General features: G+C 68.4%; 8 protein-coding genes. 4 read left to right on the top strand and 4 right to left on the bottom strand.

Annotated elements, in window-relative coordinates:
* Positions 1–20 precede the first annotated feature (20 nt).
* Positions 21–2,750, bottom strand: a complete 2,730-nt coding sequence (gene aceE, locus AC1VNM_RS00175) for a pyruvate dehydrogenase (acetyl-transferring), homodimeric type (protein ID WP_377156784.1) — start codon at positions 2,748–2,750, stop codon at positions 21–23.
* 351 nt (positions 2,751–3,101) lie between these two features.
* Here aceE and AC1VNM_RS00170 point away from each other — a divergent pair, with 351 nt between their 5' ends.
* From AC1VNM_RS00170 to folD, 3 genes are all read left to right on the top strand, one after another.
* Positions 3,102–5,747, top strand: a complete 2,646-nt coding sequence (locus AC1VNM_RS00170) for a PAS domain-containing sensor histidine kinase (RefSeq protein WP_483105445.1) — start codon at positions 3,102–3,104, stop codon at positions 5,745–5,747.
* On the top strand, positions 5,744–6,376 hold the full coding sequence (locus tag AC1VNM_RS00165) for a response regulator transcription factor (RefSeq protein ID WP_067268997.1): 633 nt from the start codon (positions 5,744–5,746) through the stop codon (positions 6,374–6,376). Before AC1VNM_RS00170 ends, AC1VNM_RS00165 begins: the two co-directional genes overlap by 4 nt.
* Positions 6,377–6,456: 80 nt before the next feature.
* Positions 6,457–7,323: a bifunctional methylenetetrahydrofolate dehydrogenase/methenyltetrahydrofolate cyclohydrolase FolD gene (gene folD / locus AC1VNM_RS00160; protein ID WP_377156786.1), complete on the top strand. Its 867-nt coding sequence runs from the start codon at positions 6,457–6,459 to the stop codon at positions 7,321–7,323.
* A 129-nt stretch (positions 7,324–7,452) separates the two neighbouring features.
* Here the strand turns inward: folD and AC1VNM_RS00155 are convergent, their stop codons facing one another.
* The gene (locus AC1VNM_RS00155) at positions 7,453–9,945 is read right to left on the bottom strand and encodes an ABC transporter permease (RefSeq protein ID WP_483105444.1); all 2,493 of its coding nucleotides are present in this window, start codon (positions 9,943–9,945) and stop codon (positions 7,453–7,455) included.
* A 256-nt stretch (positions 9,946–10,201) separates the two neighbouring features.
* On the opposite strand from AC1VNM_RS00155, the gene AC1VNM_RS00150 reads away from it, so the two are divergent.
* Positions 10,202–11,023, top strand: coding sequence for a dioxygenase family protein (locus AC1VNM_RS00150; RefSeq protein ID WP_483105443.1), 822 nt, complete (start codon positions 10,202–10,204; stop codon positions 11,021–11,023).
* A gap of 27 nt (positions 11,024–11,050) precedes the next feature.
* Here AC1VNM_RS00150 and AC1VNM_RS00145 read toward each other — a convergent pair whose 3' ends face one another.
* Positions 11,051–11,968, bottom strand: a complete 918-nt coding sequence (locus AC1VNM_RS00145; RefSeq protein WP_377156791.1) for an aspartyl/asparaginyl beta-hydroxylase domain-containing protein — start codon at positions 11,966–11,968, stop codon at positions 11,051–11,053.
* A gap of 30 nt (positions 11,969–11,998) precedes the next feature.
* Entirely contained in the window at positions 11,999–13,201 is a 1,203-nt protein-coding gene (locus AC1VNM_RS00140; protein WP_483105442.1) for an MFS transporter, read from the bottom strand.
* Between the last annotated feature and the right edge of the window lie 163 nt (positions 13,202–13,364).

The raw sequence follows: 13,364 nt of genomic DNA, 5'->3' as shown, positions 1-13,364 counted from the left end.
GTTGTCTCCGAGTCCGACGCTTAGGCGTACAGCGGGTTGATCTTGTCGACGTTGATGCCGTACTTCTTGAGGGCTTCGGCCACCTTCGCCTGCGGGATCTTGCCCTCGTCGGCCAGGCTCTTCAGCGCGGCCACGACGATGTAGTGGCGGTTGATCTCGAAGTGCTCACGCAGCTTGGAGCGGAAGTCACTGCGGCCGAAGCCGTCGGTGCCCAGCACCTTGTACGAACGGCCGGCCGGGATGAAGGCGCGGATCTGCTCCGCGTAGTTCTTCATGTAGTCGGTCGACGCGATCACCGGACCCTGCACCTTGCTCAGCTGCTGCGTCACGTAGGGGACGCAGGCCAGTTCGGTCGGGTGCAGCAGGTTCCAGCGCTCGGCGTTCTGGCCGTCGCGGGCCAACTCGTTGAAGCTGGGGCAGGACCAGACGTTGGCGCCGACGCCCCAGTCCGCTTCGAGCAGCTTCTTGGCGGCCTGGCTCTCGCGCAGGATCGTGCCCGAGCCCAGCAGGTTCACCGTCAGCGGCTGCGCGCCCTGCGGCTGCACGGCCTCTTCCAGCAGGTACATGCCCTTGAGGATCTGCTCCTCGGTGCCGGCCTTCAGGCCGGGCATCGGGTAGTTCTCGTTGAGCAGGGTCAGGTAGAAGTAGACGTTCTCCTGGTTCTCGACCATGCGCTTCAGGCCGGAGTGCAGGATGACGGCGACTTCATGCGCGAAGGTCGGGTCGTAGCTGATGCAGTTCGGGATCGTGCCGGCCAGGATGTGGCTGTGGCCGTCCTCGTGCTGCAGGCCTTCGCCGTTCAGCGTCGTGCGGCCCGACGTGCCGCCCAGCAGGAAGCCGCGCGCCTGCATGTCGCCCGCCGCCCAGGCCAAGTCGCCGATGCGCTGGAAGCCGAACATCGAGTAGTAGACGTAGAACGGGATCATCACGCGGTTGTTCGTCGAGTACGACGTCGCCGCGGCGATCCAGCTGGCCATGCCGCCCGCTTCGTTGATGCCTTCCTGCAGGATCTGGCCGGCCTTGTCCTCGCGGTAGTACATGACCTGGTCCTTGTCGACCGGCGTGTAGTTCTGACCCGCGGGGTTGTAGATGCCGATCTGGCGGAACAGGCCTTCCATGCCGAAGGTGCGCGCCTCGTCGACCAGGATGGGCACCGTGCGCGGGCCCAGGTCCTTGTCGCGCAGCAGCGTCGTCAGGAAGCGGACGTAGGCCTGCGTCGTCGAGATCTCGCGGCCTTCGGCCGTCGGATCCAGCACGGCCTGGAAGGTCGCCAGGTCGGGCACCTTCAGCGACTCTTCCGCCTGCGGACGGCGCTTGGGCAGGTAGCCGCCCAGCGTCTTGCGGCGCTCGTGCAGGTACTGCATCTCCGGCGTGTCGTCGGCCGGCTTGTAGAACGGGATCTTCGACAGTTCGCTGTCCGGGATGGGGATGTTGAAGCGGTCGCGGAAGGCCTTGATGTCCTCGTCCTGCAGCTTCTTGGTCTGGTGCGCGGTGTTCTTGCCTTCACCGATCTTGCCCATGCCGTAACCCTTGACGGTCTTGATCAGCATGACCGTCGGCTGGCCGACGGTGTTCACCGCCTTGTGGTACGCCGCGTACACCTTCTGCGGGTCGTGGCCGCCGCGGTTCAGGCGCCAGATGTCCTCGTCGGACATGCTCTCGACCATCTTCAGCAGTTCGGGATGCTTGCCGAAGAAATGCTTGCGCACGAACGCGCCGTCGTTGGCCTTGTAGGCCTGGTAGTCGCCGTCCAGCGTCTCCATCATGACCTTGCGCAGCAGTTCCTGCTTGTCGCGCGCCAGCAGCGGGTCCCAGTACGAGCCCCAGATCAGCTTGATGACGTTCCAGCCGGAGCCGCGGAATTCGCCTTCCAGCTCCTGGATGATCTTGCCGTTGCCGCGCACCGGGCCGTCCAGGCGCTGCAGGTTGCAGTTGACGACGAAGATCAGGTTGTCCAGCTTCTCGCGCGCGGCCAGGCCGATCGCGCCCAGGCTTTCCGGCTCGTCCATCTCGCCGTCGCCCAGGAAGACCCAGACCTTGCGCTTGGAGGTGTCGGCGATGCCGCGGGCGTGCAGGTACTTCAGGAAGCGCGCCTGATAGATCGCCATCAGCGGGCCCAGGCCCATGGACACGGTCGGGAACTGCCAGAACTCGGGCATCAGCTTCGGATGCGGGTAGCTCGACAGGCCCTTGCCTTCGACTTCCTGGCGGAAGTTGTTCAGCTGGTCCTCGGTGATGCGGCCTTCGAGGAAAGCGCGGGCGTAGATGCCGGGCGCGCTGTGACCCTGGATGTAGAGCAGGTCGCCGCCGTGCACGCCGCCTTCGCCGGTGTCGTCGCCGTGCCAGAAGTGGTTGAACCCGCAGCCCAGCATCGTCGCCAGCGAGGCGAAGCTCGAGATGTGGCCGCCCAGGTCACCGCCGTCTTCCGGATGCAGGCGGTTCGCGCGCACCACCATCGCCATCGCGTTCCAGCGCATGAAGGCGCGCAGGCGTTCTTCCATCTCGATGTTGCCGGGGAAGCGCTCTTCCTTGTCGGCCGGGATGGTGTTGACGTAGGCCGTGGTGGCCGAGAAGGGCACGTCGATGCCGGCCTGACGCGCGTGGTCGATCAGGGTCTCGAGCAGGAAGTGGGCGCGATCGCCGCCTTCCTCACCGATGACGGCGGACAGGGCGTCCAGCCATTCCTTGGTTTCGAGGGCGTCGGTGTCATTGGCGGCTGCGCCGAGGAACGACTGGGGCTGCGCGGACATGTCTTGTCTCCTAGCTATCTCAATCACGGCCTTCTGGCGGGCTGGTTGCCGCGCGAGGCTCTCGGTTCGAACGGGTCACTGTGCCCGAACTTGCGAGAACCGTCATGCGTGCGCCGTCATGCGTGCGCACGCGGCAAACCCCACCGGAAGGGCTATGGCGGCGGAGTGTCGCATAAGCCGCTCATTTTCCAAATAGCGCGATGCGTTTCCATATCATGAAATGCAATAGCCTTTGGAGGCCTCGTTTCGTGACGGATGTCTTTCACGATGCGATCCGGGAATGCCCGGATCGGGAATGCCCCGGGGCCGCCCGGCCCGGGGCGGGCTGAACGCGCCGGGATAATCGCGCCCATGTTGTCCCGCCTCGATGTCCAAGGCTTTGCGCGCCGTGCCCTGAATCCCGTCAAACGCCTGATCTCGGCGTGGTGGCGCCGGCAGTCCCCGTCCCGGCAGGACCGCTTCGCGACCTTGGGGCCGCTGCTGTCGGTGGTGCTGTTCCTGGCGGCGATCGTGTCGGCCTTCTGGTACCTGCGCAACGAGGAGATCGAGCGCGAGGCCGAGGCCGTCAAGCGCGACACCGAGATGGCGCAGCAGCAGATCCGCTCCCGCCTGATCGAGAACGAGGACTTCCTGATCCCGCTGCAGCGCGATCTGGCCAACCGCTCGATCGACAACCTCGAGTTCACGCAGCGCGCGATGGCGATCGCGCGCAACCGGCCCGAGATCACCCACATCACCTGGCTGAACGCGCGCCGCGAGAAGCGCGTCAGCGTCGCGGCGATCGGCGAGCAGGCCGAGTCGCTGATGACGCTGGAGGGCAGCGACCCCTCCATGCCCAACGGCCACGCCAACAGCGAGCCCGAGCGCGCCTTCCAGGGCGCGCGCGACCGGCGCACGCGGACGTATTCGGCCTCGTTCGCCGACGCCAACAACTCGACCGTCTTCCAGCTGCAGCTGCCGCTGAGCGACCGCGCCGGTTTCGCCGGCGTGCTGATCGCCGAATACGCGGTCGAAGGCCTGCTGCGCTACTCGGTCCCCAACGAGCTGACCTCGCGCCACGCGGTCGCGGTGCTCGATCCCCGCGAACAGGTCGTCGCCAGCACGGTCACGCCGATGCCGGGCAAACGCATCACGCGCGCCCCGATCTATCACGAGGTGCCGATGACCCCCGCGCCCGGCCTGGTGCTGCGCGGCCAGGGCTATCGCACGTCGATCGGCCTGATCTCCAACACGCTGTTCTGGATGGTGATGGCGCTGTCGGTGCTGACCGTCTGGATGCTGCTCGGCACCTGGAAGCACATGCGCCGCCGCGCGCAGGTGCAGAACGCGCTCGCCGCCGAGACCAACTTCCGGCGCGCGATGGAGAACTCCATGCTGACCGGCATGCGGGCGATGGACCTGGAGACGCGCATCAGCTACGTCAATCCGGCCTTCTGCGCGATGACGGGCTTCGCCGAGTCCGAGCTGATCGGCCGCAAGCCGCCCTTCCCCTACTGGCCGCCCGACCGCTACGAGGAGAACCTGCGCCTGCTGCAGCAGGAGATGCAGGGCCGCAGCCCGGCCGGCGGTTCCGAGGTGAAGGTGATGCGCAAGGACGGCAGCATCTTCGACGCCCGCATGTACGTCTCGCCGCTGATCGACCCCAAGGGCAAGCAGAACGGCTGGATGACCTCGATGACCAACATCACCGAGGCCAAGCGTGTGCGCGACCAGCTGTCGGCCTCGCACGAGCGCTTCACCACGGTGCTGGAGGGCCTGGACGCGGCCGTGTCGGTGCTGTCGGTGCAGCAGGGCGAACTGCTCTTCGCCAACCGCAGCTACCGGCTGTGGTTCGGCGCCGATCCGAAGGGGCACGCGATGCTGGCGGGCTCGCAGCCGGCCGCGCTGGCCGGCGCGACGAGCACGCAGGAGGCGGGCTACGCGGCAGGCGCCGGCGGTGACGGCGGTGACGGCGGCCACGGCGAGGAAGAGGACGTCGACGGCTACGGCGGCCTGCCCGCGCAGCACCTGACCGAGGTCGGCGGCGATTCGCGCGAAGTGTTCATCGCGCAGCTCGACATGTGGTTCGACGTCCGCGCCCGCTACCTGCAGTGGACCGACGGCCGCCTGGCGCAGATGCTGATCGCCACCGACATCACCGCGCGCCGGCATGCCGAGGCCCAGCAGCAGCAGCAGACCGAGAAGGCGCAGGTCACCAGCCGGCTGATCACGATGGGCGAGATGGCGTCGAGCGTCGCGCACGAGCTCAACCAGCCGCTGACCGCGATCACCAACTACTGCAACGGCATGGTCTCGCGCGTGCGCGGCGACAACATCCAGAAGGACGACCTGATCGTCGCGCTGGAGAAGACCGCCAAGCAGGCGCAGCGCGCGGGGCAGATCATCCACCGCATCCGCGCCTTCGTGAAGAAGAGCGAACCGCAGCGCCAGCCCGCGTTCGCGGCGTCGATCGTCGAGGATTCGGTCGAGCTGGCCGGCATCGAGCTGCGCCGGCGCAACGTGCAGATCCACACCTACGTCGCGCAGCGGCTGCCGGTGATGCGCGTCGATCCGATCCTGATCGAACAGGTGCTGCTGAACCTGCTCAAGAACGCCGCCGAGGCGATCGACAACGCGGCGCTGCCGCCCTCGCGCCGGCACATCGAGCTGCGCGTCGTGCCCAAGCACACCGCCGAGCTCGGCGCCAACATCGAGTTCTCGGTGACCGACATGGGACCGGGCCTGCCGGTCGAGGTCATCGAGCGCATGTACGAGGCCTTCTTCTCCACGAAGGCCGATGGATTGGGGATCGGCCTAGGGTTATGCCGGTCCATCATCGAGTCCCACCAGGGTCGGATCCGTGCCGAGAACCTCTACAATGGCCCGTCCATCGTCGGGTGCCGGTTCGCCTTCACGATCCCCGTGGACATTCCGCGTCCGGAGTCTTCACTCGCCCCTCTGGACAAGAGCGGCGACGCAGGGACGGGCACTGCACACAACACCGCAGCAACACCATGAGCTTGATTCCGAAGAAGGGTAACGTCTATGTCGTCGACGATGACGAGGCCGTGCGAGATTCCTTGCAATGGTTGCTGGAAGGCAAGGACTACCGGGTCAAGTGCTATGACTCCGCCGAGAGTTTCCTGAGCCGCTACGACCCGCGCGAAGTCGCCTGCCTGATCGCCGACATCCGCATGGAAGGCATGAGCGGCCTGGAACTCCAGGACAAGCTGATCGAACGCAAGAGCCCGCTGCCCATCGTCTTCATCACCGGTCACGGCGACGTGCCGATGGCGGTGCAGACGATGAAGAAGGGCGCGGTCGACTTCATCGAGAAGCCGTTCAAGGAAGAGGAACTGCTGTCGCTGGTCGAGCGCATGCTGGACCAGGCCCGCGGCGCCTTCGCCACGCAGCAGGAAGCGGCCAGCCGCGACGCGCTGCTGTCGCGCCTGACGACGCGCGAGGCGCAAGTGCTGGAACGCATCGTCGCCGGCCGCCTGAACAAGCAGATCGCCGACGACCTGGGCATCAGCATCAAGACGGTGGAAGCGCATCGCGCCAACATCATGGAGAAGCTGAACGCCAACACCGTGGCCGATCTGCTGAAGATCGCGCTCGGCGCGAACACGCAGGCCAAGGCCGGCTGAGTTCCCTCCGCATCCCCCGAGGCCGCCCTGTGCGGCCTCTTTCATTTCAGAGTTTCGTTCTCGAGTTCCGGAGTACCGACATGACCGCACAACTGATCGACGGCAACGCCCTGTCCAAGCAACTGCGCGCCGAAGTGGCGACGCGCGCCGCCGCACTGACGGCCAAGGGCGTGAAGCCGGGACTCGCCGTGGTGCTGGTCGGCGACAACCCCGCGAGCCAGGTCTACGTGCGCAACAAGGTCAAGGCCTGCGAGGACGCCGGCCTGCACTCGGTGCTGGAGAAGTACGCCGACACGATGACCGAGGCGGAGCTGCTCGCGCGCGTCGACGCGCTGAACAACGACCCCACGATCCACGGCATCCTGGTGCAGCTGCCGCTGCCCAAGGGCATCGACGCGCACAAGGTCATCGAGGCGATCGCGCCGGAGAAGGACGTCGACGGTTTCCACGTCGCCAGCGCCGGCGCGCTGATGGTCGGCCAGGACGGCTTCAAGCCGTGCACGCCCTACGGCTGCATGAAGATGCTGGAGTTCATCGGCTATGACACCAAGGGCAAGCACGCCGTCGTGATCGGCCGCAGCAACATCGTCGGCAAGCCGATGGCGATGCTGCTGCTGCAGGCCAATGCGACCGTCACCGTCTGCCACAGCGCGACGCCGGATCTGGCGCACTTCACGCGTCAGGCCGACATCGTCGTGGCGGCGGTGGGCAAGCGCAACGTGCTGACCGCTGACATGGTCAAGCCGGGCGCGGTGGTGCTGGACGTCGGCATGAACCGCACCGAGGAAGGCAAGCTCTGCGGCGACGTCGACTTCGACGGCGTCAAGGAAGTCGCCGGCTGGATCACGCCGGTGCCGGGCGGTGTCGGGCCGATGACGATCACGATGCTGCTGGTCAACACGATCGAGTCGGCCGAACGTGCTGCGGGCGCCGCCGCCGCCCGCTGATCCTCATCGCACCATGACAAACGGGCGGCCAGTGGCCGCCCGTTGTCGTTGAAGAGCGCGTCCGTACTGCCTCCGCCGCTGGCCCTCCCCCCGCCCTCTCCCGCAAGCGGGAGAGGGGGTAAGAAGAGGTCAGTTCGTATCGGCCTCGCGCAGCGTCTGGACGACCGGGCGCTGCAGCACCCCGCGCAGCGCCCACCAGCCCGCGAGTTGCGCCAGCACGGCGCCGCCGATGGTCGTGCCGATCAGCACCCAGGGCTTGAACTGCCATTCGAAGTCGAAGGCGTAGTGCGTCAGCGCCCACCCCAACGCCTGGGCGGCGATGCCGGCGAGGAAACCGGCGAGCGCCCCGAGCCCGAGCAGCTCGGCCCGCTGTACCGCGGCGAGCAGCGCGCTCGACGCGCCGAAGGCCCGCATCAAAGCGAACTCCCGCGTGCGCGCATCACGTGACCCCACCGCCGCCACCAGCAGCACGACCACGCCCAGCGCCAGCGCCACCGCGAACAGCAGCTGCACGGCCATGATCACCTGCTCCAGCACCTGCTGCACCTGCTTGAGCTCGGCCGAGACGTCGATCAGCGTGAGGTTGGGGAACTCCTTGACCAGCTGGCGATCGAGCGCCGCCGCGGCGCCCTGCCCTTCCGGCGAGCGGTACGCGGAGATGAAGCTGACCGGCAGCTCCGGCATCTCCGCGCGCGGGTACAGCACGAAGAAGTTGACCCGCATCGATCCCCAGTCGACCTTGCGCAGCGAGGTGATCTTCGAATCGACCAGCACGCCCGCGATGTCGAAGCGCATCGTGTCGCCGAGCTTCAGGCCGAGCTGTTCCGCGAGGCCCTGCTCGACGCTGACGCCGTCCTTCTCCTCGGCCGTCCAGGTCCCGCCGGCGATCAGGTTGTGCGACGGCAGCGTGCCGCTGTGACTGAGGTTGAACTCCCGCTCCACCAGACGCTGGGCGCGCTCCTCGGTGAAGCGGCTGGCCTTGATCGCCTCGCCGTTGATGGCGACCAGCCGGCCGCGGATCATCGGGTACCAGTCGTAGTCCTTCACGCCGGCCTTGTCGAGATCGCCGCGGAAACCCGGGCCCTGCTCCGGCTGGATGTTGATGACGAAACGGTCCGGCGCGTTCACCGGCGTCGCGGCGCGCCAGCTCTCGATCAGGTCGGTGCGCATCAGCACCAGCAGCGCCAATGCGAGCAGCCCCAGCGACAATGAGCCGACCTGCAGCACCGCGAAGGCCGGCCGCGCGGCGACCTGCCGCGTCGCCAGCAGCAGCCAGCGCGGCGCGCCCGCCTGCGGCACGAGCCGCCGCAGCGCCAGCACCGCGCCGTACGCCAGCAGCGCGAAGAGGCCCAGCGCGACCGCGAAGCCGCCGGTGGCGAACAACCCCAGGCGCCAGTCCGCCGACAGCGCCGTGAGCACCGCGGAGAAGCCGATGACACCGGCCAGCAGCACGGCGATCGACCCCATCTTCGGTCGGCCCAGTTCGCGGCGGATCACGCGCAGCGGCGGCACGGCCGCGAGTTGCAGCACCGGCGGCAGGCCGAAGCCGAGCAGCAGGCTCATGCCCATGCCCAGGCCCAGCAACACCGGCCAGAGGCCCGGCGCCGGCAGATTGACCTCGATCAGTCCCGCCAACATCGCGATGAAGCCGTAATGCAGCAGGAATCCGAGCAGCACGCCAATCGCGCTGCCGATCAGGCCGACGGTGGCGAACTCCAGCGTGAACACCCAGGTCAGCCGGCGCTGCGGCTGGCCAAGCACGCGCAGCATCGCGCAGTCGTCCAGGTGACGGTTGGCGAATTCCCGCGCCGCGAGCGCGACCGCGATGGCGGCGAGCAACGCGGCCAACAGCGCGACGAGGTTCAGGAACTTGGTCGCGCGGTCCAGCGTCTGGCGCATCTCGGGGCGGCCCGTCTCGAGCGACTCCAGCCGTACGCCGCGCCAGTTGCCATCCTTCATCTGCTGGCGGGCCTGCGCGTTGAACTGCTGCACCGAGGTCGCCTGGCCGATCACCGCGAAGCGGTAGGTGATGCGGCTCGCGGGCTGGATCAGCGCGGTCGCGGCGATGTCGGACTGCGCCAGCATCACGCGCGGCGCGAAGTTCATGAAACCGGCGCCGCGATCGGGCTCGTTGGCGATCTCGCCGGCAATCTTCAGCGTCGCGTCGCCGAGCAGCAGCGGATCACCGACCTTCAGCCCAAGCGCGCTCAGCACGCCCGGATCGACCCACACCGTGCCGGCGACCGGCGCACCCACCTGGCGGCCGTCCTTCAGCGCCAGCGCGCCGCGCAGCGGATAACGCGGGCTGACCGACTTCACCGCCACCAGCCGGCTGCCGCCGCCCTGGTCCTCGTTGGCGCGGGCCATGCTGGGGAAGTTGAGCGTCTCGACGCTGCTCAGGTTCAGGCGCTGGGCAAGTTCCTTCAGCGGCGCGGGCGTCGGTTGATCGCTGGCGACGACCGCGTCCCCGCCCAGCAGCTGCGCCGCGTCGCGACGCAGGCCCTGGTCCAGCCGATCCGACAGGAAGGCCACCGCGCACACCGCGGCGACGGCCAGCATCAGGGCCAGGATCAGCAGATGGAGTTCGCCCGCGCGGAAGTCGCGCCAGGTCTGCAGTCCCATCTGCCGCCATAACGACGGCGGTCGGCGGCCGGTGGGAGAACCGGAAGCCGGCCGGGCCGAGGGGGTCCCGGCCGGCGTGCCGGCAGGGGCGCCGGCGGGGGTGGCGGACGGAGAAGACGGGTGCGCGCTCATGCGCGGACTGTAGCGAACCGCATGCCCGCGCGCTGGCACGGGGGTGCGGCCATGCAATCGGCTTGAACAGTCCGTGCAAGCGGTTTTGACGATGCGGCTCCCGCCCGGGCGTTCAATGGAACGCATGAACACCCACTTCCCTCCCCTGTTCGTCTCCCATGGCTCGCCGATGATCGCGCTGGAGCCCGGCGAGGCCGGCGCCTTCATGCAGCGCCTGGGCCGCACGCTGGACGCCGTCTGGGGCCGGCCGAAGGCGGTGCTGGCGATCTCCGCGCACACGACGGCGCGCGAGGCCGTCCTGCTCGGCACCGACCGGCACGAGGCGGTGTACGACTTCGGCGGTTTCCCGCCGGCGCTCTATCAACTGCGTTACGACGCGCCGGGTGACCGGGCGCTGGCGACGCTGCTCGGCGAGACGCTCGCGCTGCCGGTGGTCGATCATGGCGGCCTGGACCATGGCATCTGGACCGCGCTGCGCTACATCTACCCGGACGCGGATGTGCCCGTGATCCCGCTCACGCTGACGCCGCACGCCTCGCCGGCGCAACTGATCGAGCTCGGCGACAAGCTGCAGGCGCTGTCGCGCGAGGGCGTGTTGATCCTGGGCACCGGCAGCATCACGCACAACCTGCGCCTGCTGATGCGCGCGGCGTCCGAGGACATGCCCGAGATGGCCGAATCGGCGGCGTTCAGAGGCTGGTTCGCGGAACGTTCCGCGGCCCGGGACTGGGAGGCGCTGGCGGCCTATCGCACGCAGGCGCCGGCGGCCGCGCTGATGCACCCGACGGACGAGCATCTGCTGCCCTGGTATGTCGCCGCGGGCGCGGGTGGTCGCGACGACGCGCCCATCCGCATCCACGACGGCGTCACCTTCGGCGCGCTCGGGATGGACGCCTATGCGTTCGGCCCGCAGGCCGAGCGCCTGTCCCAGGCGCTGGCCGACTGAGCCTTCAGCGGGCGGTCTGCGCGGCGGTCAGAGGAAGATCGCCGCCAGGATGCCGAGGATCAGCGCCCACTTGACGACGTAGTAGCCGGTGCGGGACTTCGCCTTGAACGCCTTGAAGAACAGGCGCACCTTGTAGGCGTGATAGAAGAACTTGTTGAGGCCGCCGATGGGCTCGCTCTCCAGGTTCTGCGTCGCGGCGGACGTCATCACCAGCTTGCCGAACGCGCGGTTCAGCCAGCGGATCGGCGCGAAGTGGACCGGGCGCTCCACGTCGCAGAACAGGATCACGCGCTGATGCGTCGTGGTGTTCTCGGCGTAATGGATGAAGGTCTCGTCGAACATCACGTCCTCGCCGTCCTTCCAGTGGTACTTCTCGCCGTCGACGTCGATGTAGCAGCCGGGGTCATTGGGCGTCGTCAGGCCGAGGTGGTAACGCAACGAGCCCGCGTACGGGTCGCGGTGGCGCACGAGCTTCGCGCCCGGCGGCAGCGAGGCGAACATCGCCGCCTTCACGCCCGGGATCTGCTTGAGCAGCTCGACCGTCTTCGGGCACAGCGCGTTCGCCGAGGCCATGTCCCGGTCGTACCACTTCAGGTAGAAACGCTTCCAGCCGGTGCGGAAGAACGAGTTGAAGCCGATGTCGTTGTAGCCGGACGCGGCCTTGATGTAGCCCTCGTCGTTGAGCTTGAGGGCTTCCTCGCGGATCACCTGCCAGTTGTCGCGCAGCAGGCTGAGCTCGGGGAATGCCGAGGTCTTCAGGTAGGGCGTGGCGGGGGCGCGGGAGAACAGGTACATGACCGCATTGATCGGCGAGATCAGCACGGTGAAGTCGGTCAGCGCGCGGGCCAGCTTGAAGCGGACACGCCCGCGGAAGTGGGCATACAGCGCCGAGGCGATGAAGATCGCCAGCACCCAGTAACGCGTGGGCGGCAGCCAGTCGGCCATGTGCGGGACTCCAGCAAGAGAAGCCGGCGATTATCGACGATCGAATGCGAGCGACACCGCCCAGAACATCAAGCCCCCGAACGCGAGGGCGACCCCCACCCATCCGGTGGACGTCCAGCCGTGGCCGGCGGCGATCGCCAGGCCGCCCAGCCAGGGGCCGAGCGCGTTCGCCGCGTTGAAGGCCGAGTGGTTCAGCGCCGCGGCCAGCGTCTGCGCCTCGCCGGCGACGTCCATCAGCCGGGTCTGCAGCACGGCGCCGAGACCGCCGCCGCAACCGATCAGGAACACCACCGGCAGCAGGGTCCACAGGCTGCCGGCCGCGAACGGGTACAGCGCCAGCGATGCCGCGCTCCACAGCAGCAGCCCCCCGATGGTGGGCATCAGCGCGCGGTCGGCGGCCCAGGCGGAGACCAGCGTGCCCGCGGTCATGCCCATGCCGAACACGCTCAGCACGACCGGCAGCATGCCGGGGCCGGTGCGCGTGACCTCCAGCAGCGTGGAGCCGAGGTAGGTGTAGACGGCGAACATGCCGCCGAAGCCGATCGTCGCGATCCCGAGCGTCAGCCAGACCTGGCGACGGCCGAGCGCGCCGAGCTCGCGCATGGCACTGGCGCCGGGCTGGACGCGATCGCGCGGCGCATGCAACGCGACCAGCGCGGCGGTCAGCAGCGCCAGCAGCGTCACGACGCCGAAGCCCCAGCGCCAGCCGGCCCACTGCCCCAGCGAGTTGGCCAGCGGCACGCCGACGATGGTCGCCACGGTGAGCCCCAGCATCATGAGACTGACCGACTGCGCGCGGCGCGCCGGCGCGACCAGCGAGGCGGCGACCAGCGCGCCGACGCCGAAGTAGGCGCCATGCGGCAGGCCGCTGAGGAAGCGGAACAGCAGCATCGCGTGATAGCCGGGGGCGAGCGCGCTCAGGCCATTGCCGACGGCGAAGGCCAGCATCAGCGCGATCAGCAGCGTGCGTCGCGGCACCTTGGCGCCGAGCACCGCCAGCAGCGGCGCGCCGACCACCACGCCCAGCGCGTAGGCGCTGATCACGTGGCCCGCCGTCGGGGCATCGATGCCGAGATCGGGCGCGAAGAACGGGACCAGGCTCATCGCTGCGAATTCGGTCGTGCCGATCGCGAAACCGCCGATCGCCAGCGCGAGCAGGGCCCAGCCCGTGTGGGCGGCCGGCGTCGGGTCGTCGGAGAGCTGGGGGGAAGCGATCGGAGAGGCGGCGGACATGTCGGACGGCTGAAAGGAAACGCTCAGGGAGCGTTCAGGAAACGTTCAGCATTGCAACACGGATCGGGTCGCCCCACCGGTGGCGGGGACTGGAGAGCGCCCTGTGGAAGGGGCTGGGGCCGCCTGCCTGGAGCGGGCGCCGAAGGCACTCGTCGCAGGCGTG

This window comes from Mitsuaria sp. MSU3D (assembly GCF_056867975.1).
The sequence above is the reverse complement of the archived record's forward strand: the minus strand, read 5'-3'. Positions and strand labels throughout refer to the sequence as shown.